The sequence below is a fragment of the Streptomyces sp. NTD91 genome, from assembly GCF_059510455.1.
Genome location: NZ_JCAJZW010000001.1, coordinates 275,615 through 294,463, shown reverse-complemented (window position 1 = coordinate 294,463; position 18,849 = coordinate 275,615). Strand labels below are relative to the sequence as shown.

At 72.5% G+C, this 18,849-nt stretch carries 16 protein-coding genes and 2 pseudogenes; 10 read left to right on the top strand and 8 right to left on the bottom strand.

Annotated elements, in window-relative coordinates; all coding sequences use genetic code 11:
• The first annotated feature begins 61 nt into the window (after window positions 1-61).
• Entirely contained in the window at window positions 62-910 is an 849-nt protein-coding gene (locus AC5WRT_RS01335; protein ID WP_496091768.1) for a hypothetical protein, read from the top strand.
• On the opposite strand, the gene AC5WRT_RS01330 is transcribed toward AC5WRT_RS01335, so the two are convergent.
• A complete protein-coding gene (locus AC5WRT_RS01330; RefSeq protein ID WP_496091767.1) occupies window positions 903-2,774 on the bottom strand; it encodes a DUF8823 domain-containing protein in 1,872 nt (623 codons plus the stop codon). The two genes, AC5WRT_RS01335 and AC5WRT_RS01330, sit on opposite strands and share 8 nt — an antisense overlap.
• A gap of 243 nt (window positions 2,775-3,017) precedes the next feature.
• Window positions 3,018-5,756 (bottom strand): D-alanyl-D-alanine carboxypeptidase, encoded by a 2,739-nt coding sequence (locus AC5WRT_RS01325; protein ID WP_496091766.1) that lies wholly within the window; start codon window positions 5,754-5,756, stop codon window positions 3,018-3,020.
• A 181-nt stretch (window positions 5,757-5,937) separates the two neighbouring features.
• Between AC5WRT_RS01325 and AC5WRT_RS01320 the strand changes: the two genes are divergently transcribed.
• The 3 genes from AC5WRT_RS01320 (at window position 5,938) to AC5WRT_RS01310 (ending at window position 8,221) form a co-directional block, all read left to right on the top strand.
• Complete coding sequence (locus tag AC5WRT_RS01320) at window positions 5,938-6,693, top strand: GOLPH3/VPS74 family protein (RefSeq protein WP_496091765.1); 756 nt, start codon at window positions 5,938-5,940, stop codon at window positions 6,691-6,693.
• A gap of 289 nt (window positions 6,694-6,982) precedes the next feature.
• Complete coding sequence (locus AC5WRT_RS01315; protein ID WP_496091764.1) at window positions 6,983-7,840, top strand: helix-turn-helix domain-containing protein; 858 nt, start codon at window positions 6,983-6,985, stop codon at window positions 7,838-7,840.
• A gap of 189 nt (window positions 7,841-8,029) precedes the next feature.
• Entirely contained in the window at window positions 8,030-8,221 is a 192-nt protein-coding gene (locus AC5WRT_RS01310) for a DUF397 domain-containing protein (RefSeq protein WP_496091763.1), read from the top strand.
• Window positions 8,222-8,493: 272 nt separating this feature from the next.
• Here AC5WRT_RS01310 and AC5WRT_RS01305 read toward each other — a convergent pair whose 3' ends face one another.
• Both AC5WRT_RS01305 and AC5WRT_RS01300 read right to left on the bottom strand, forming a co-directional pair.
• Window positions 8,494-8,982, bottom strand: a complete 489-nt coding sequence (locus AC5WRT_RS01305; RefSeq protein ID WP_496091762.1) for a glutathione peroxidase — start codon at window positions 8,980-8,982, stop codon at window positions 8,494-8,496.
• A 92-nt stretch (window positions 8,983-9,074) separates the two neighbouring features.
• A pseudogene (locus tag AC5WRT_RS01300) lies at window positions 9,075-9,687 on the bottom strand (ArsR/SmtB family transcription factor); the annotation flags it as partial.
• A gap of 10 nt (window positions 9,688-9,697) precedes the next feature.
• Between AC5WRT_RS01300 and AC5WRT_RS01295 the strand changes: the two are divergent.
• Window positions 9,698-10,066 (top strand): annotated as a pseudogene (locus AC5WRT_RS01295) (MFS transporter); the annotation flags it as partial.
• Here the strand turns inward: AC5WRT_RS01295 and AC5WRT_RS01290 are convergent.
• The gene (locus tag AC5WRT_RS01290; protein ID WP_496091761.1) at window positions 9,954-10,838 is read right to left on the bottom strand and encodes a slipin family protein; all 885 of its coding nucleotides are present in this window, start codon (window positions 10,836-10,838) and stop codon (window positions 9,954-9,956) included. The pseudogene AC5WRT_RS01295 and the gene AC5WRT_RS01290 sit on opposite strands and share 113 nt — an antisense overlap.
• 138 nt (window positions 10,839-10,976) lie before the next feature.
• Between AC5WRT_RS01290 and AC5WRT_RS01285 the strand changes: the two genes are divergently transcribed.
• Both AC5WRT_RS01285 and AC5WRT_RS01280 read left to right on the top strand, forming a co-directional pair.
• On the top strand, window positions 10,977-12,143 hold the full coding sequence (locus AC5WRT_RS01285) for a SpoIIE family protein phosphatase (RefSeq protein WP_496092001.1): 1,167 nt from the start codon (window positions 10,977-10,979) through the stop codon (window positions 12,141-12,143).
• A gap of 73 nt (window positions 12,144-12,216) precedes the next feature.
• Window positions 12,217-12,510 carry a hypothetical protein gene (locus AC5WRT_RS01280; protein ID WP_496091760.1) on the top strand — a complete coding sequence of 98 codons (294 nt, stop codon included), beginning with the start codon at window positions 12,217-12,219 and terminating at the stop codon, window positions 12,508-12,510.
• Between the two features lie 42 nt (window positions 12,511-12,552).
• On the opposite strand, the gene AC5WRT_RS01275 is transcribed toward AC5WRT_RS01280, so the two are convergent.
• The 3 genes from AC5WRT_RS01275 to AC5WRT_RS01265 form a co-directional block, all read right to left on the bottom strand.
• Complete coding sequence (locus AC5WRT_RS01275) at window positions 12,553-13,176, bottom strand: hypothetical protein (RefSeq protein WP_496091759.1); 624 nt, start codon at window positions 13,174-13,176, stop codon at window positions 12,553-12,555.
• Window positions 13,177-13,354: 178 nt separating this feature from the next.
• Window positions 13,355-14,200, bottom strand: coding sequence for a hypothetical protein (locus tag AC5WRT_RS01270; protein WP_496091758.1), 846 nt, complete (start codon window positions 14,198-14,200; stop codon window positions 13,355-13,357).
• 86 nt (window positions 14,201-14,286) lie between these two features.
• Window positions 14,287-14,919: an RNA polymerase sigma factor gene (locus AC5WRT_RS01265; protein ID WP_496091757.1), complete on the bottom strand. Its 633-nt coding sequence runs from the start codon at window positions 14,917-14,919 to the stop codon at window positions 14,287-14,289.
• Between the two features lie 422 nt (window positions 14,920-15,341).
• Here AC5WRT_RS01265 and AC5WRT_RS01260 point away from each other — a divergent pair, with 422 nt between their 5' ends.
• From AC5WRT_RS01260 to AC5WRT_RS01250, 3 genes are all read left to right on the top strand, one after another.
• On the top strand, window positions 15,342-15,842 hold the full coding sequence (locus AC5WRT_RS01260) for a DUF1877 domain-containing protein (protein ID WP_496091756.1): 501 nt from the start codon (window positions 15,342-15,344) through the stop codon (window positions 15,840-15,842).
• Between the two features lie 79 nt (window positions 15,843-15,921).
• Complete coding sequence (locus AC5WRT_RS01255; protein WP_496091755.1) at window positions 15,922-16,665, top strand: hypothetical protein; 744 nt, start codon at window positions 15,922-15,924, stop codon at window positions 16,663-16,665.
• Window positions 16,666-16,679: 14 nt separating this feature from the next.
• On the top strand, window positions 16,680-18,848 hold the full coding sequence (locus AC5WRT_RS01250) for a bifunctional polysaccharide deacetylase/glycosyltransferase family 2 protein (RefSeq protein WP_496091754.1): 2,169 nt from the start codon (window positions 16,680-16,682) through the stop codon (window positions 18,846-18,848).
• Window position 18,849: the final 1 nt, after the last annotated feature.

The following is an 18,849-nucleotide window of genomic DNA, read 5'->3' as shown; positions in this document are numbered from 1 at the left end:
GCTCTGGCGGACTACCTGACGGTGCGTCAGAGTAGGGGCCGGGGCAGGAAAGGGGAACCGCATGAGCGAGGACACCCGCAGCGGGACGTACGCCGAACTGGCCGCCGTGGGACCGTACGGCGTCCGCCCCGGCCACGCCCTGATCACCATGGTCGAGCCGCACCCCGGCCACGAGTACGCCTACAACCGCTGGTACGAGGACGACCACTACTACGCCGGCGCGATGGCCATGCCCTGGATGTACGCGGGCCGCCGCTGGGTCGCCACCCGCGAGCTGCAACTGCTGCGCTACCCCGAGAAGTCCGCCGTCGCCCGGCCCGTCACGGCCGGCTGCTACCTCTCCACCTACTGGATCACCGACGGTCGCTACGACGAGCACATGAAGTGGACCGTCGCCATCAACAAGCGGCTGGGCCGCGACGCCCGCGTCTACCACGACCGTACCCACGTCTTCACGGCCTTCCAGCACCATGAGACGACGGTGTACCGGGACGGCGCGGCCGGTCCGAGGGACTTCCACGCCCTCGACCACCCGTACGCCGGGCTGGTGCTGGAGGTGATCGACAGCGAGTCGGCGCAGCAGCGGGCGGAGCTGGTGGAACGGCTGCGCGTCCGGCACCTGCCCCGCCGCCTCGCGGGCTCTCCGTCCGCGCTGGTGACGGTCTTCCGGCCCACCCCGCTGCCCGGCGACCGGATGAGCTACGTCAGGCAGGTCGAGGGCGTGGACACCCGGCTGACCCTGCTGTGGTTCCTGGAGCGGGACCCACGGCAGTGCTGGGCGGACCACTTCACCGGCCTGGACACGGACGTCTCCGCTTCGGGTCTCGGCCGGGTCGAGCTGGTGGCGCCGTTCATCCCGACGATCCCCGGCACGGACGCCTACGTCGCCGAACTGCGCGGCTCTACTTGAGCTGGTCGGGGCACGGCGTACCGCGCGGCAGCTGGTAGGGCGCGGCCAGCCGGTACGTGCCGGCCCGCGGGGCGAGCAGCATCGTCCACTTGTCGCCGTTCGCGTCCTGCGGCGTCTCCGTCAGGCACCCGTTGACGTTCCGGTACTTCTTCGGCGTGCCGGGAGGGGAGATCACCTGCGGCGGCTTCAGGCTCTTGCCGTGCTCGTCGACGATGCTCAGCCACGGCGAGTACGGGATCCTGATCAGGATCCGCCCGGCCTTGCGCACCTGGAGCGTCATCTCGCCCTGCTCCGCGCGGTCCACCACCGCGTCCGGCTCGGCGAGCGGCGTCGGATCGGTCACCCGGAACAGCTGCCAGTTGGCATCGCCCCAGACCTGCCGCAGATAGGGCATCCCCCGCTGGAGAAGTTCCCGCTCCCGCTGGCCGCCGTCACCGTCCGGGTTGTCCTTCGGCAGCACGACGAAGTGCACGGCCCAGCGCCGCAGCCACTCGTGGTAGTTCGCCGAGTTGAGGGTGTCGTCGTAGAAGAGCGGGTTGCGCTCCATGTCGGCCTGCCGGTTCCAGCCGCGCGCCAGGTTGACGTACGGCGCGAGCGCGGACGCCTCCCGGTGCGAGCGCGCCGGGACCACCTCGACGCGGCCCTTCTCGGCGCCGGCCTTCTGCAGCTGGTGCACCAGGGGGGCCAGCTCCCGGGCCCAGGACGCGGCCGGGGTCGTGTGGATGATGTCGTCCACCGACTTGTAGCCGATCCAGCCGGCGAAGCCGAGCAGCGCCAGTACGGTCGTGTACCACTTGCGTGACTTCGGCACGGTGAACGGCAGCGCGGCCACCAGCGCCGCACCCGCGAACAGCATCGGCAGCCGGGAGATGTTCGACCCGATCTGCGAGCTGATCAGCCACACGAGGACCACGCCCAGGCTGTACACCGCGGCCGTCAGCCGGGCCGTCACCCACTCCTTGGGCACGAGGAAAAGGCACAGCAGCCCGTACAGCAGCGGCATGACCACCGAGCCGATCGTCATCGGCTGGGTCCCGGAGAACGGGAAGAGGAAGTACGAGGCCGCGACCACCGCCGTCGGCGCGATTCCCAGCGCCCAGGCGCCCGGCCGCCGCTTCTGCAGGAACAGCGCGACCGCGACCAGGCCGACGAACAGCCCCGAGACGGGCGAGGCCATGGTGGACAGACCGGCCAGCGGGGCGGCCACCGCGGCCTTCGCCCAGCGCTTGTAGCGCCACTTGTGCGGCCAGCAGAAGACGGCCGCGACGGCGCCGAGCGCGAACATCGTGCCGAGGCCGAAGGTCACCCGGCCCGAGATCGCGTTGCACAGTAGCGCGACCACCCCGGCGAGCGAGGCCCACAGCGGGTTCCGCACCGCCCGGCTACGGATGAGGATCATGGTCAGCAGGCCCGCCGACACGGTCCCGGCGATCATCATCGTCGTACGGACGCCGAGGATCGCCATGAGGTACGGCGACACCACGCTGTAGGACACCGGGTGCATGCCGCCGTACCAGGCGAGGTTGTACGCCGAGTCCGGGTGCCGGCCGACGAACTCCGCCCAGGCGTCCTGTGCCGCGAGATCGCCACCGCTGTTCGCGAACGTGAAGAACCAGACGATGTGCAGGATCCCGGCGAGGGCCGTCACGGACAGCGCCGGGTGCTTCAGCAGCCGCTGTCTGAGGGGTTCGGCGGCGGTGAGGAGACGCGCGAGGCCGTTCGGGCGCACGGCGGCGCGATCGCCGGCAGGGCTGTCCGGGTGGTCGGTGCGACCCTCCCGGTCAGTCGCGGACAGGCGTATTCGCGGGCCGGATCCCGGGCCCGGATCGGCGTCGTCGGCGTGTGTCGGCTCCGCTGTGGCCACCTGAAGGCACTCCCCGTGTCCCGTCTTCTGTTCTCGGCCGTGTCCCACGGTGTTCCCGGCCGCTTACCGTCCAGTTCGCGGCCGTGTCCCGCGACCGGCGACCTGCCCCGTTTCGTGACGCTAGCACGCGTGCATTCTTATGGCGCGGCTCGCCTCCGGGTCGCCTTTGTCATCGGCGCGCCCCGTCGGCTCACTCGAGCGCGGGGCGTGCCGGTGACGTGCGGGCGGGTCCGGGGCGCGGACTCAGCCCAGGCGGGTCAGCTTGGCGCCGAAGCCGGGCTCCGCCAGGTCCTTCTGCAGGGCCACCGGCACCTTGACGGCACCGGCCGAACCGTCACCCACGGTGAGCGAGCCGACCTCGGTGCCGGCCTTCGCGGTGTGCGGCAGCTTGTCGGCGGTGAAGGACAGCTTCACCGTCAGCCCCGCCCAGCCGGCCGCCGTGACGTCCTTCGTCGTCACGACCGGGGTACGGCCGCCGAGGCCGTCGTCGACGTATCCGACGACGTCGCCCTTCTTCAGGATCGTCACCGACCTCAGGGCGCCCTGCGCGGCCCGGATCAGCTGGTCGCTGTGGGCGAGGGCGGCGCTGAGGATCGTGTTCTCCGGGCCCCCGGCCGGCTGGCGCAGCACCGCGCCGATGATCGTGCGGGTCTCGCCGCCGACCTGCTGCTTCGCCGCGAAGACCAGGTTGCCGAGGGCGGAGGTGGTGGTGCCGGTCTTGATGCCGACGACGTTGTTGTGGCCGACCAGTTGGTTCCAGTTGGAGTGGTACACGCCCTTGTAGTCGGTGTACGACATCATCGCCGCGACCTCGCGGAAGGCGGGCTCGGTCATCGCGGCCTCGGCCAGCTTCACCTGGTCCACGGCCGTGCTGACCGTGGAGTTCGTCAGGCCCGAGGGGTCGGTGTACGTCGTGTTCGTCATGCCGAGGCTCTTGGCGGTGGCGTTCATCTTCGCCACGAACGCCTGCTCCGAGCCGGCGTCCCAGCGGGCGAGCAGGCGGGCGATGTTGTTCGCGGACGCGATGAGGATGCTCTCCAGCGCCTCGCGCTGGGAGATCGAGTCACCGGCGGTGACGTGGACTGTGGACTCCTGGCCCGCGTTCGACTGCTGCTCGGCCGGCTTGTCGATCTTGATCTTGGGGCCGTCGGCGCCGCTCTTGAGCGGGTGGTCGTGCAGGACGATGTACGCGGTCATCACCTTGGCCACGCTGGCGATCGGCACGGGTTTCCGGGCGCCGGACGAGCCGAACGTGCCGATGCCCTGGACGTCCAGCGCGGCCTGACCGCTGGCCGGCCACGGGACGGCGACCTTGCCGCCGGCGAAGGTGTAGGTGTCCTTCGCGGCGAGGTCGAGGGTGGGGTCGGGGAGCGGGCGGAGGGTCTGCGCGACCACGAAGACGATCGCGAGGAGCAGGACCAGCGGGGTCCAGATCTTGACCCGGCGCACGAGCGTGCGCAGCGCCGTCTCCGGGGGCGGGGGCGTGTTCGTCAGCTCCGCCAGGAGGTCCAGCGGGGGCTTCGGGGGGAGGGGCTGCTGGGTGGTGCGCTCGGGACCGACCTGGGGGACGGGGGTGGTGGTGTCCGGCCTGGCCTCCGGCTTGGCGGCCATGTCGTTCCTGAGCGCGACGAACTTGCTGGTGCGCTCGGATTCGGACTCGGGGGTCCTGGGCTTCGCCCCGAGCTTGAGCATGGTGGTGGGCCGGTCGACCTGCGGCTGCTTGGGCTTGACGGCCTTGAAGACGGCGGTGGGCTGATCGACGGGGGTGCCGTCCGCGTCCGCCCCGGCTTCGCCCTCGGCGTCCGAGGCGTTCCCGCTCTCGTCGTCGGCTGCGGGTGGCCCCTGCGGGGCGTCCTCGCCGTCGACGGCCTCCGGCCCTGCCCCGTCCCCGGAGGCCTCGGCCCTTGCCTTGGCGTCAGCGTTCGCCTCGGGGCCGGCCTGCGCGGTGGCCCCGTCGTTCACGCGGTGCTCGGACTGTGCCTCCGCCCGGGGCTCGACCTGCGCCTCGGAGCCGGCTTTCGCCGTGTCGCTCGCGCCACCCTCCGCCTCGGGCTCGCCCTGAGCCTCGGTCTCGGCCTTCGGCCCGGTCTTCGCCTCGTCGTTCGCCTCACCCGTCGGTTCGGCCTTCTGCCGCGTCTTCGACGCGGGCTCGCCCCGTCCGTCCGGCTCGCCCCGCGCGCCGTCCTTCGGCTCGGTCTTCGCGCCGTCCTTCGTGTCGGCCGTCGCGTCGGCCTTCGGCTCGGCCGTCGGTTCGGTCCTCACGTCGGCTCCGGCGGAGCCGTTCGCGTCAGCCTCCGCCTCACCTTCGGCGCCCGCGCCCGAGGCGACAACGGCGGCAGCCTCGGTCCCGGCCACGGCGTCGGCGTCAGCCGTGGCAGCACGGTCCGCCTCCGCCTCGGCGCCGTCACGTCCGGCTCCGGCCTGCGCGCCGGTTTTGCCGTCATCGTCGGTCTCGGCGTCCGTGCCTGCGTCAGCGGCATCCCGTGCCGGAGCCTTCGCGCTCACGTGCACCTTCTCGTCCGCGTCAGTGGCCGTCTCGGACTTCGCGCCGGCCTCGGCGGTGTCGGCCCCTCCCTCGGCTCCGGCCCTTGCGTCGGTCCCGGAGTCCGCCCGCGCGTCCGCCTTCTCGTCCGCGTCAGCGGCCGAGCCGGCGCCCGCCTTCGCCCCGGGAGCCGTGTCCGCCGCCGGCTCATCCTCCGCCGTGGACGTGGAGTTGGCCTTGCGTACCCAGGACGAGACCGCCTTGCGGAGGGCGGTGTCCTCCGGGGAGGGGTCCGAGGGCCGGGAGCCGGTGTCGGGGATCGACAGGACCCTCGTCGCGGTGTCCACCCCGCTCGGGGCGGAATCCTTTTCCCGGGCGACCGCGAGACGCGGATCCCGTGACTCGGGAACCGGAGCCGCGCTCCCCGGCGTCGGTTCCGCCGACGACTCGCGCTGCTTCGACCTCTCGGGGGACTCGCCCGCCACCGATGCCTCCTCCATGCGCCGCACGCCTACGCGCGCGCCCTGTCCGAACCGTGTACCAGTGTCCTGTGTGAGGGCTTAACCCCTGCGCTAGACGAGAACGACATACCTACCGGTTCCCTCACGAAGCGGTCACGCACCCTCGACAGACCAATGTGAGAGGGGTCACCCTGTCATTCATCCACGCGGGGAGGCATGGATGGGCAGGAGCCGCAGAACACTTCCGGAGGAGCTTCTGCTGCTGGCACTGGACCCGGCCACGGGTACCACTGCGCAGCCGCAGTCGCTCGACCTCGGTCTGGCCGGTGCACAGCTAGTGGAGCTGGCGCTGGCCGGACGGATAGCCCCAGACGGGGATCGTATCGCCGTGGTGGTGCCACGGCCGACAGGAGATCCGACTCTGGACTGCGCGTTGGAGTTGCTGCGAAGGCGTGGCGCTCCGGTACGCGCCGTCCACTGGATCGGTGGGCCCCGGCTGGGGCTCCGTCAGACGTACCTCTCGCACCTGGAGCGGTGCGGCATGGTGCATGCCGTGGCCGGCCAGATGTGCGGGGTGCTGCCGACGACGCGCTACCAGGCGACGGACAACGAGATCAGCCGCGAGATCAGGGCCCGGCTGGACTCCGCGATCCGCACCGGCGTACCGCCGGACCCGAGGACCGCGGCGCTCGCCGCGCTGGCGCACGCCGTCGGGCTCGGCAAGCACCTGTATCCAGGGAACGAGGGCCGGTCGTCCAGGTCCCGGCTGCGGGATCTGATCCGGCACGACCCCATGGGTGGTCTCGTCGCGCACGCCGTGATGGACGTGCAGAACGGCGCGGTCGCGCAGCCGCGCCGGGGAGCGGCCGCCGCCGGACGGCAGGGCGCGCCCGGCGCCCGGTCCGCGGCGGAACCCGCGCGCGGGGTTCCGATGCAGCCGCACCGCGGATCCATGGCGCGTGCCGTGGCCCACTGAGCCGTACCGCGGTTCTAACCGCGACCCCGGCTGAGCGCCGTAACCCCGGTGCGTCCGGACCCGGTTCGGGAGCCGCTGGTCAGAGCGGGGCGGCGGGATCCTCGTGGTCCCGTCGTCCCGCTCGGCTGCGTCCACGGCACCCCGTCGGATGACGAGCCGTGGCGAACTGACGCGTACGCGCCGCATATCCACCATTTCCCAGCGGTAGAAAGCACCTTGGTGGCAGTCTGCTCAGCAGCAGATACGGAAAGTGTTAAGGAACAGGCAGGCAGCCGGAGGTGCACGTCCCGTGGCGTCCAATGTCAATCCCACCGTCAGGCGGCGCCGGCTGGGCCAGGAGCTGCGCAGGCTCCGCGAGCTCAAGGGCATGACGGCCGAGGAAGTGGCCGAGCGACTGCTCGTGTCGCAGTCCAAGATCAGCCGATTGGAGAACGGCCGCAGAAGCATCAGTCAGCGCGATGTGCGCGACCTGTGCGGGGTGTACGAGGTCGAGGACCAGCGAATCGTGGATTCGCTGATGGAGATGGCCCGGGACTCCAGGCAGCAGGGGTGGTGGCACACCTTCGGGGACATCCCGTACAGCGTCTACATCGGTCTGGAGACCGACGCCGAGTCGCTGCGGGTGTACGAACCCCAACTGGTGACCGGTCTGCTGCAGACCCGCGCCTATGCGGAGGCCCTGGTGCAGGGCGCACTGCCGGAGACGTCCACGGCCGAGATCGAGAAGCGCGTGCAGGTGCGCATGCGCCGACAGGAACGTATCACCGCCGAGACCAACCCGCTCCGGCTCTGGGTGGTGCTCGACGAGGCCGCGCTCAAGCGGGTCGTGGGCAGCAAGCTGGTGATGCGTGAACAGCTGGACCATCTGATCGAGATGTCCCAGCTGCCGCACGTCACCGTGCAGGTGCTGCCGTTCGAGGTGGGCGCGCATCCGGGACTGAACGGCCAGTACGCGATCCTGGAGTTCGCCGACGCGGCCGACTCCAGCGTGGTGTACCTGGAGGGCGTCACCAGCGACCTGTACCTGGAGAAGGCCCAGGACGTGCAGAAGTACGCCGTGATGTACGAGCACTTGCGGGCGCAGTCCCTCAATGTGGAGCAATCCCGGCAGTTCATTGCAAAGGTGGCCAAAGACTACGCCCAATGAGCTGCTGTCACCGAGGGCGCCGGATCATACACCGTCGATCCGCTTGAACGTAAGACTCCTCTGGAATATGCCATCCAGTTGAGTGAACGACTACTCCGGCAAGGGCGGTTGCCCGGTAGCGTCGATCACGCCAATCGGACGACAAGGTTGGCGTGAACCGCACTATCGCAACTCGCAACAGGAGTGGACATGGCACTGATTCAGGGCGCTACGGAGACGTGGATGAAGTCCTCCTATTCCGCGGGCAACGGCGCCTGCGTCGAGGTGAAGTCGCCCACCGACGCCGAACTCGCCGTCCGTGACTCCAAGGTCGTCGAGGGGCCGGTCCTGGCCTTCCCCGCCGACGCGTGGACCGCCTTCGTGGCCTCGGTCAAGGCCTAGGGAGGTCCTCCCTGACCTTCGTCCCGGAAGACCTCCCGACGAGGACAACTTCACACGCACCACCAGAAGAGCCCTCTCGACCAGTCGCCGTCCTTGCCGAGGGGGCTCGGTCGGTCACTCCTGGCGGCCCGGTCCGGATCGCCGAAGTGTTCGCCCGGCTCCGCGCGGGGACCGCGCCGATGGTGAGCGGCTCGCCGGCCGCGCCTGCCCTCCTCCGTCACCGGGCAGTTCTGCCCGCCCGGTGACAGGTGCGCTCCCCCCGGCCTCAGGCCCTAGGCCAGCTGGGCCTCGATGGCCGCCACGACCACGTCCGACTCCGGCTCGGTCCGGGGAGAGAAGCGGGCGACGACCGTGCCGTCCCGGCCGATGAGGAACTTCTCGAAGTTCCAGCGGATGTCACCGCTGTGGCCCTCCGCGTCGGCGAAGTCCACCAGGCGCCGGTACAGCGGGTGCCGGCCGGCGCCGTTCACCTCGACCTTCTCGGTGAGCGGGAAGGTCACGCCGTACGTCGCCGAGCAGAACTCCGCGATCTCCTCGGCGGTGCCGGGCTCCTGCCCGAGGAACTGGTTGCAGGGCACGCCGAGCACGGTGAAACCGCGGTCGCCGTACCGTTCCTGGAGCTTCTCCAGGCCCGTGTACTGGGGGGTGAGGCCGCACTTGGAGGCGACGTTGACGACGAGGACCGCCTTGCCGGCGTATTGCCCCAGGTCCGCGGATCCACCGGTGAGGGCACCGATCTCGACATTCAGCACGTTGGTCATGGGTGGGAGCCTAGGGCCTGTCCGACAATTCGCGTCGCTGCCCGAAGCGCGGCAGACGGGAATTGCCAGACAGGCCCTGGACGCCCCCTGGGCCCCCGCCCCGGCCCGCACCCGTCCCGGTGCCTCCGCCAGCACGTCCCCGCCGCCGTCCTCGCGTGCAGCACCGACCGCCCCGCCCTCCGCCGCTCCACCAGCCCCGCCTCCCGCAGGACCCTCAGATGGCGGCCCACCGAACCCAGCGCCTGTCCCGTCACCGCCGTCAGCTGGGTCGTGCCTCATGGGGGAGGCGAGGAGGGTCAGGACGTCGGCGCGGGCCGGCCCGAGAAGGGCGCCGAGGGCGGAGGGGACGGTGCGGACACCGGCGTCGGCGAGCGCCCCGGCGCACGGGTAGACCGCCGCGTACCGGACCCCCTCCTCCCAGGCCACCCACCCCGCCCGCTGCACGGTCACCGGCACGAAGACCAGCTCGGCGCCGGAGATCTCGCGGGTCGGGTACGCATGGAGGTTGATCTGGAGCCGGTTCTCGCCCAGCCAGCGGGTGCGCCCGGGCCGCAGGGCGTCCAGGACCGTCACCCAGCCGCCCCGGCTCACCTGCGCGGACCGCGCGACCACGTCCGCCTCCAGCACCCGTCGGCGCCGCTCCCAGGACGGCCGTACGGCCGTCTCCCACACCCACTCCAGCAGGACGGCCGCCCGCTCGGGCAGATGCGCGCACCCGCCGCTGCCGGTGGCGGCGGTGTGCGTGACGGTCGCCTCGGCGGGCTTCGGCGCGAGCCCGGTCCAGCAGGAGCGCCTGATGGACCTGACCCCGGGCGACCTCGCCGGGCAGACCCTCGGGCTGCACTCCTCCGGCAGGCTGACCATGCAGGGCGTGAGCGCCGCGCTGGCCGGTGCGGTGGCCCAGCTCACCTCGCCCGCCGCCGGGATGACGGTGATGGCGGCGGGCTCGGTGTGCGTGACGCCGGCGCTGGCTATCGCGGGTCGGCGTTCTCCCGCACCGGAAGCGGGGGCTGCGCCTGCTCGGCCGCGGCCGGTGTCTGCTGAGCCGGACCCGGAGCCGGGGGAGCCGGCTCAGGCGCGCTGAGGTCGGCGTCGATCTTCCGCACGGCACGGTCGAAGTAGCGCAGCAGCTCGACGGGGAAGGGCATCACGAGGGTCGAGTTCTTCTCGGCGGCGACCTCGACGACGGTCTGCAGCAGCCGCAGCTGCATGGCCTCCGGGGTGTCGGACATGATCCTGGAGGCGTTGGCGAGCTGTTGTGCGGCCTGGAACTCACCGTCGGCGGTGATGACCCGGGCCCTCCGCTCCCGCTCGGCCTCGGCCTGCCGGGACATGGACCGCTTCAGCGACTCGGGCAGCTGGACGTCCTTGATCTCGACGCGGTCGATGTGGATGCCCCATCCGGCGGCGGGGCTGTCGATCATCAGAGCCAGCCCTTCGTGCAGGCGCTCCCGGTCGCTGAGCAGGTCGTCCAGATCGCTCTTGCCGATGATCGACCGCAGCGAGGACTGGGCGACCTGCCCGACGGCGAAGACGTAGTCCTGGACCTCGATGGCCGCGCGCACCGGGTCGGTCACCCGGAAGTAGACGACCGCGTCGACCTTCACCGAGACGTTGTCCCTGGTGATGCCCTCCTGGGTGGGCACCGGCATGGTCACGACCTGCACGTTCACCTTGCGCATGCGGTCGGCGAAGGGGATGAGGAAGGTGACGCCGGGCTGCCGGTGCTCCGGCAGGGCCTTGCCCCACCGGAACACGACCCCGCGCTCCACCTGGTTGACCACGCGCATACCGCTCTTCAGCACGAGCAGCGCCGACAGCGCCACCACGACGACCGCCACCACGGTGCCTTCCATGGCACTCCATTCCTCGCAACGGCAGGGACACGGGGAAGGACACCGGCGGTGAGCGAAAGGATGCGGCCCCGGGCGTCATGGTTGCGTCAAAAACCGACCCGGTCGTCAGCCATCCCGGGTGGTGGCACTGTGGAACATGTGAAGGCCGGACATGGCTTGCCCGATGTGCGGCAGCTGCGGCAGTCCAGCCACCCGCTGCTGCTGATCCCGATCGTGCTCATCGTGGTCATCACGGCGGTGGACCAACTGGTCCCCGCGGACATCCATCTCGGCCCGCTCCTGGTGATCGCGCCCGCGATCACCGCGTCGTTCGCGGGCCCTCGGCCGACCGCCCTGATCGGGTTCCTGTCGGTGGCGGCGCAGGCGTACATCGGGTGGCACTTCGGCGTGCTGTTCTCGCGCAACGTGCTGGTCCAGATCCTGGCCCTGGCCGTGCTGTCGGCCCTGGTCGTGTTCTTCTGCCTGGTGCGTGAGCGGCACACACGTCAGCTGGCCCAGGTGCGCTCGGTCGCGGAGGCCGCGCAGCACGGGCTGCTGTGGCCGCTGCCGGAGCGGATGGGCTCGCTGCGGATCGCCTGTCTGTACATGGCCGCGGAGGACGAGGCGCAGATCGGCGGCGACCTGTACGCGGCCACCCGCGTCCCGGGGGGCGTGCGCCTCATGATCGGGGACGTGCGGGGCAAGGGCCTGTCCGCCATCGGGGAGTCCGCCCTGCTGCTCGGGGCCTTCCGCGAGGCGGCCCACCGGCATGCCACCCTGCCCGATCTGGCCGCCACCCTGGAGCAGAGCGTGACCCGGTACCTGGCCGACTTCGAGCCGCCCACCGAGGCCGGCGAGCGCTTCGCCACCACCCTGCTGCTGGAAATCCCCGACGACGACAACACCGTCCGGATGATCAGCTGCGGACACCCGCCCCCGCTGCTGCTCAGCCCCGGCAACGCCCTGACCGTCCCCGGCCTGAGTCCGGCGCCACCCCTGGGCGTCACGGAGGAGGGACCGGAGGCGTACACCATCGACGTGGCGTCCTTCGAGCCCGGCGACACCCTGTTGCTCTACACGGACGGCGTCATCGAGGCCCGCGATCCCGAGGGCGGCTTCTATCCCTTCGAGGTGCGGGCCTGCCAGTGGGACAAGGCCGGCCCCGAGTCGCTGCTCCAGCACATCCAGCGCGATCTGCTCGCCCACACCCGCGGGCGCCTCGACGACGACGCGGCGCTCGTCGCGCTCCATCGCGAGCCCGACAGCCACCGGCGACACCGTCACGGGCACGTCATCCACGCGAGCGGGCTCGGCCATGCCTCCTGACGTCATGCCGCCCGAGGCCGGGCGGGGGCCGGCGGGTCACCGGGGCCTCGCCGGGAAGTGACAGGATCGGGTCATGAACACCGGGACGGACTGGGTGTACCGGGTGGACGAGCCGCACGGCTCCGAGGGCTGGCGTCCGTACGGCGACGCTCCGGAGCGGTGGCGGGGGACCGTCACCACCGACGATCCGGGCGAGGACGCCGAGTACGTCGCCGCCCTGGTCGTCACCGACCTGGTGTCCGAGTGGGACCGTCGCGGAGCGGTCCAGAAGCACGTGCGTGTGATCGTCTGGGAGGACGCGGAGGGCACCGGACCCGAGGACGCGGCCTTCACGGTCGAGATCCAGCCCGACCTCGGCCGGGACTGACGCCCGACGACCGCGCTGGGCCTGCGCCCGGCCTGCGCGCCGTCACCACTCGTCGTGGCCGCCGACCACGCTGAAGCTGCCCACCACGCCGTCGTCACCGAACAGGCCCGCGCGGGCGAACACGCCGTTCTCGCCGAACTCGCCGAACTCGCCCCCGTGGTCCGTTGGGGTCACCACGCCGTAGGTACGGCCGTGGGGACCGACGACGGTGACCGGAGCACCGTTGTCGCAGGAGAAGCCCCGGAAGACCTCGACGGTCCGCCGGCTGTCGTTGAAGACGCTGAAGCTGCCGGCGCCCGCGCCGCTCGCCGCGGTGATGCAGCCGTCGACGGAGGCGGGGTAGGAGCGTTCGTTGAAGAAGATCCGCCCGTCCTCCCGGTGGGCGCGTCCGCCGCCGTCGTGCCCCTCGTTCCGCCCGCCCGGGCCCATGCCGTCCCGGGGAGCCGTGGCGGGAGCGGGCTGCCGCACGGGTTCGGCCGCCGGATGCACGCGCTTGGCCGCCGGTTGCGCGTGTGGGGCCGCGGCGCGATGGGCCGGCTGGGCCGCCCGGTGGGCGGACGGGGACGCCGGGGCCGCTTGGGCGGTCAGGGCGTAGGTGAGGCCGGCGGCTGCGAGGACGGTCGCGCCTGCTCCGGCGCCGACCACGGCGAAAGTACGCGGGGGCATGTCAGTTCCCTCTGTCTCGGCGGACGTCGGCCGGGCGACCGATCTGTGATGAACGTACCGACAGCCCCCATGAGCGGCATTCCAGACGCAGCTCAGGTGTGACGTCGTGCGCCGAACAGGTAGCGCGCGGGGGTGTGTGGCCCCGCTCGCCGTGCGGGGCCGCGCCGCGGGCGCGGGCCTACCGGTGCTTGCCGCCGCTCTTTCCGTCGGTGCCCGTCCGACCGCTCCCGCCGCTCGTCCCGCCGCTCCCGGCCGTGGAGTGCGTGCTGCCGGAGTCGGCGCCCCCGGAGGTTCCTGCGCCGGGTGTGCCGGTGTTCCCGGCCGTGCCATTGCCGGGGCTCGCGGCGTGCTTGCCGGGATCGTCGGTGCCCGCCGGCGCCTTCGGCCCGGCCGTGGCCCGCGCCAGCTGTGCGGAGCAGTAGGCGGCGACCTTGTCCTTGCCCCCGGCGGCGGCGACGAGCCGCTGCCAGGCTGTCGCGCCGAGCGCCTTGCCCCGCCCGCTGACCTGTTCGTAGGCGCGGCAGTGGGCCTCGGTGTCCCGGGCGGTGGAGGGGCGGCCGGTCGCCCCTGGGGCCCCGTCGGAGGCCGACGGCGAGCCGGCGCCCGTCCGGCCCGACGCGGTCGTCGGCCGGTGCGCGGTATTCGCACCGGAATCCGAGCCGTGGCCGGACGATCCGGCGGAGCCGATGGCCGCGACCGCGACGCCGCCCAGAGTGAGGCTGGCGAACACCACGCCGAGCGTCATCCGGACCGGGCGCCGGACCCGCCGCTCCTCGCGCGGCCGCCAGTCGTCCCGGCGCCGGGTGCGCGCCCGGTGGGCGCCCGCGTGGTGGCCCGCGGTCCGGTAGGCGGCCAGGGCTCGCTGCTCGGCTTCGGGATCGAGGAGGTCCGTGCGCAGGGCGGCACCCAGCACCGTCTCCAGCCCGGCGGCGTCCTGTGCGCCCGACGGACCGGACGCGGTGCCACCGGGGTGCACCTGCCGGTGACGGACCGGTGCTCCGTCGCCGCTCAGCCGTTCACCCATGTCCGCTTCCGTTCCTGTCCGACCGTTTTGATGCGTCGAGGTGCCGTGCCCGGCGCCATCCGGCCGCCTTGCGCCGCCCGCGTCGTTCATTTCCACTCCCCCAGCGTTCGGGAAGTCCCATCCGTCACACCCGCGTCCGCCTCGCCGCCGACACCCAGCTGGCGGGCCAGGCGTTTGAGACCCCGGTGGGCGGCCGTGCGCACGGCTCCCGGCCGCTTGCCGAGGACACGTGCGGCAGCGGGTCCGTCCAGGCCCACGACGACGCGCAGGAGCACGGCCTCCGCCTGGTCCCGGGGCAGTGACCGGACCAGTTCCAGGGCCTGCTCGGTGGAGAGGGACTCCAAGGCCTGGTCGTGGGTGTTCTGCGGTGCGGGCAGGTGCAGTACGTCCTGTTCGGTACCGCCGGCCCGGGGGCGGGTGCGCTGGCGGCGCAGGTGGTCCAGGGCACGGTGGCGGGCGATGGTCGCGGTCCAGCCGCGGAACCCGGCCCCGTCCCCCTTGAAGCGTCCGAGGTCGCGGGCTATCTCCAGCCAGGCGTCGGAGGCCACGTCCTCCGCGTCGTCGCCGACCAGCCCGTGCAGATAGCCGAGCAGGCCCGGTTGCACGATCCGGTAGGCCACCGCGAAGGCGGCCTCGTCCCCGTCCTGGGCCCGCGCGACCGCAGCCCCCAATTCCCCGTCGTACGTGCGTACGCGCCGGGGTTGCCGTACCTGGCCCAAGACTGTCCTCGTTCGCACCGGGTCCATAGCGAGTCCGTGCCGTCCGCCGCGCTCCGGTCGCATCGACGGCCCCCATCTGCTCAGCGTCTGCCGTCACAGAAGTGTCACAACGCACCGGCGGCCCTTTCCCACGCCGCCGCCCGAGCCCTGCCGCGCGAGTGAACCCGTGCGGGAGCGGCGCCCGCCCTCCAGGTGACGTTTCGCGCCGGCGGTGCGCTGACCCAGTGCCGGTACCGCGGGCCGCAGACGCGTGCCTGCCGGACACCGGTGCCGCAGGACCCCTTCCGTGCCGCCGATGACTCCCCCCGTGGGCGGCACGGCGAGGGACGGGGCGGCCGGGAACCCGCCCACTGCACGGGTTCCGGCCGCCCCGACGGTCACGACCGCGTGATGCCCCACCGCCGCCGTGCGCTCCATTGGGCATGAGTGCCTATCTCCGTCTGCGCGCGGTGCCGCCCCCGGCCCTGCGCAACAGCGCGACCTGGCTGGAACGACAGTTCGAGGACGGCGGCGGGGCCGTCCGGCACCCGGGTGACCGGCGCCGCGAGGAGGTGCTGGACGAGCGCTACCTGGACCAGGAGCGCCTCTACGCCGGTGCCCTTCCACGGTGTGCCGGGGACCGGCCCCAGGCCCAGGTGGTGCTCGGTGGCCGGCCGGTGTTCCGCCGCGACCGGCACAAGCCGCGCCTGCTGGTGCTGACGGCGGCCCAGGCCCGTCGGGTGGCCGGGTTCCTGAGCGCCGCCGACTTCGAGACGTTGTGGGGCGTCGCCCGCGAGGAACTGCTGCCGCGCTACGGCGGCTCGTCCGCGGAACCCCAGGCCTGGGCCGCCTTCGCCGCGGCGCACCAGGAGCTGAGGGCGTTCTACGCGCAGACCGCCGCCTGCGGTGACGCGGTGGTGAAGTGCCTGCCCGCCGGAGCATGAGGCGAGGCTCGTCGTCTTCTCCGACCGGCTCGCCCCACCGGTCCCAGGTGTAACACTTTCGGCCGAGTCCGCTCTGTTCATGCGGGCGACCGCGTCGGTCGGCGGCCAGGACAAGGGGACACGACTCGTGCGGTGGACACAGGACAGCGGAGCGGGGTACGGCGAGGATCCGTACGGCGGCGCCGGGTACGCGCACGTCCACGGTCCCGAGTACGGTGCGGGCGCCACCACCGACACCGCGCCGCAGCCCTGGGACTGGGACGCGGCACAGCCTGCGCAGTGGATGTACCCGACGGCGCAGGACGCACCGCACGGTGACGTCCTCACCACGCCGCCCCCGGCCTGCGACACACCCGGCTCGCAGACGCCCACGGGCGAGGCCGCGCGTCCGGTGTTCGTCGACGCCTCGGGGCGACGCCAGCGCCGTGTCGTCCGTGCCGCGCGCCTGCTGGTGATTCCCGCCGGCGGCTATGTCGCCCTGCTGATCAGCACCCTGCTCGGCGGCCCCACCGTCAGCTCTCCGTTCGTCCCGCAGGCCGGTCCCACGCACTCGGCCACGCCCGGGGCGACCGCGGCCGACGCCCCGTCCGGCACCGGACACACGGCGAAGAGCAGCAAACCCCTCGCGGCCCCGAACTCCGGCGGCACCGGGCGGAGCACCACCGCCGCCGCGGCCACCACCCGGTCCACGCCCGCGCCCACCGCGACCGCCGCCGTGGCCCCCACCGCGACCACCGCCCCGGCCTCCACCGCGACCACCGCCCCGACCGCGACCCCCGCCAAGGGGCGCGCCCTCGGCTCGTCGCACCGACCCGTGAAGTGACCCAAGGCCCTGACGTGACCGACCGCCGACACCGCGCCGCCCCCGCCCGCCACCGGGGCCGCGCCCGCCAGATCACCCCCCGCACCCACTGGCTCCTGCTGAGCGTGCTCGCGGTGACCCTGTCGACGGCCCTGCTGTTGCAGGGCTACACCCACCACATGTTCGGCATCACCTCGGACGACGTGACGGGCGCCCGGGGCCGCAGCGACGCGGTACCCGCCCGCGTGGTGCACGGCGGGCCCGTCGTCGCGGACGCCGCCACCTCGCCGCACACCGCCCGGGTCGCACCCGGCACCGTGGCGCTCACCTTCGACGACGGGCCCGACCCGGTCTGGACGCCGCGCATCCTCGACGTCCTGCGCCGCAACCACGTGCACGCGACGTTCTTCGTCGTCGGCACCCAGGTCGTCGCGCACCCGGAGCTGGTCCGCCGGATCGTCGCCGAGGGCCACCAGATCGGCGTCCACACCTTCACCCACCCCGACCTGGCCCGTCTCGCGCCGTGGCAGCGCTCTTTGGAACTCAGGGAGACGCAACTCGCGGTGGCCGGCGCCGCGGGCGTGACCACCGCACTGCTGAGACCGCCCTACTCGTCGCGGAACGACGCCCTGGACGACGCCGACTGGTCCGTCCTGAAACAGGCCGACGCGGCGGGCTACGTCACCGTGCTCTCCACCCAGGACGCCGAGGACTGGCAGCGCCCCGGCGTGCAGCGCATCCTCGCCAACGCCACTCCCCGCGGCCGCACCGGGCAGATCGTGCTCCTGCACGACGCCGGCGGCGACCGGTCCCAGACCGTCACCGCGCTGAGTGCCCTGATCCCACGGCTCAAGGCCCGGGGCTTCCGGTTCGCGACGGTCGGCGCCGCCGTCGGCATGGCCGGACCCGTCCAGCCCGCCGGGCTCGGGGACCGGCTTCAGGGCATGGCCCTGGTCGACGTGCTGCGGGCCGGCGACCGGGTGGTGTGGCTGCTGGGTGTGCTGATGTACGCGGCCGGCGCGATCAGCGTGCTGCGCGCGGCGGTCGTCCTCGTCGCCGCCCGCCGGCACCGGCGGCTGCGGTCCCGGAGCCGCCGCCGGGCCTGGGGGCCGCCGGTGACCGAACCGGTCAGCGTCATCGTGCCCGCCTACAACGAGAGTGCCGGGATCGAGGCGGCCGTACGCTCCCTGCTCGCCTCGGACCATCCGGTGGAGATCATCGTGGTGGACGACGGCTCCACCGACGGCACCGCCGACCTCGTCGAATCGCTCCGCCTGCCCGGCGTGCGGGTGATCCGGCAGCGCAACGCCGGCAAGCCCGCCGCGCTCAACACGGGTCTGGCCGCGGCCAGTTGCGAGCTGGTGGTCATGGTCGACGGGGACACGGTCTTCGAACCCGGCACGGTCCGCACGATCGTGCAGCCCTTCGCCGACCCGCAGGTCGGCGCCGTCTCGGGCAACGCCAAGGTCGTCAACCGCGGTGGTCTGCTGGGCCGTTGGCAGCACATCGAGTACGTGGTCGGCTTCAACCTCGACCGCCGCCTGTTCGACCTCGCCGAATGCATGCCGACCGTCCCCGGAGCCGTCGGCGCGTTCCGCCGCCGGGCGCTGCTCGCCCTCGGCGGCGTCAGCGACGTCACCCTCGCGGAGGACACCGACCTCACCATGGCGCTGTGCCGCGCCGGCTGGCGTGTGGTCTACGAGGAGGGCGCGGTGGCCTGGACGGAGGCGCCCGCGTCCCTGAACGCCCTGTGGCGGCAGCGCTACCGCTGGTGCTACGGCACCCTGCAGGCGATGTGGAAGCACCGCGGCGCCCTGGTGCAGCGCGGCGCCGCCGGTAAACTGGGCCGCCGCGGCCTGGTCTATCTGCTGCTCTTCCAGGTGCTGCTGCCGCTGCTCGCGCCCGTGGTGGACATCTTCGCCGTCTACGGGCTGCTCTTCCTCGACCCGGTCCGGATCGCCGGGCTCTGGCTGGCCTTCCTGCTGCTGCAACTCCTGATGGGTCTGTACGCGTTCCGCCTGGACGGTGAGCGGGCCGGCCCGCTGTGGAGCCTGCCGCTGCAACAGTTCGTCTACCGGCAGCTGATGTACCTGGTGGTGATCCAGTCTCTCTTCACCGCCGTCTCCGGCTCCCGGCTGCGCTGGCAGCGCATGGAGCGCTACGGCAGCCTCCAGGCCCCTGCGGCCGACCGGCTGACCTCATAGG

Coding starts and splice junctions, on each gene's coding strand:
- AC5WRT_RS01335 (WP_496091768.1), top strand. CDS start 62: ATGAGCGAGGACACCCGCAGCGGGACGTACGCCGAACTGGCCGCCGTG.
- AC5WRT_RS01325 (WP_496091766.1), bottom strand. CDS start 5,756: ATGGAGGAGGCATCGGTGGCGGGCGAGTCCCCCGAGAGGTCGAAGCAG.
- AC5WRT_RS01320 (WP_496091765.1), top strand. CDS start 5,938: ATGGGCAGGAGCCGCAGAACACTTCCGGAGGAGCTTCTGCTGCTGGCA.
- AC5WRT_RS01310 (WP_496091763.1), top strand. CDS start 8,030: ATGGCACTGATTCAGGGCGCTACGGAGACGTGGATGAAGTCCTCCTAT.
- AC5WRT_RS01305 (WP_496091762.1), bottom strand. CDS start 8,982: ATGACCAACGTGCTGAATGTCGAGATCGGTGCCCTCACCGGTGGATCC.
- AC5WRT_RS01290 (WP_496091761.1), bottom strand. CDS start 10,838: ATGGAAGGCACCGTGGTGGCGGTCGTCGTGGTGGCGCTGTCGGCGCTG.
- AC5WRT_RS01280 (WP_496091760.1), top strand. CDS start 12,217: ATGAACACCGGGACGGACTGGGTGTACCGGGTGGACGAGCCGCACGGC.
- AC5WRT_RS01275 (WP_496091759.1), bottom strand. CDS start 13,176: ATGCCCCCGCGTACTTTCGCCGTGGTCGGCGCCGGAGCAGGCGCGACC.
- AC5WRT_RS01270 (WP_496091758.1), bottom strand. CDS start 14,200: ATGGGTGAACGGCTGAGCGGCGACGGAGCACCGGTCCGTCACCGGCAG.
- AC5WRT_RS01260 (WP_496091756.1), top strand. CDS start 15,342: ATGAGTGCCTATCTCCGTCTGCGCGCGGTGCCGCCCCCGGCCCTGCGC.
- AC5WRT_RS01255 (WP_496091755.1), top strand. CDS start 15,922: ATGCGGGCGACCGCGTCGGTCGGCGGCCAGGACAAGGGGACACGACTC.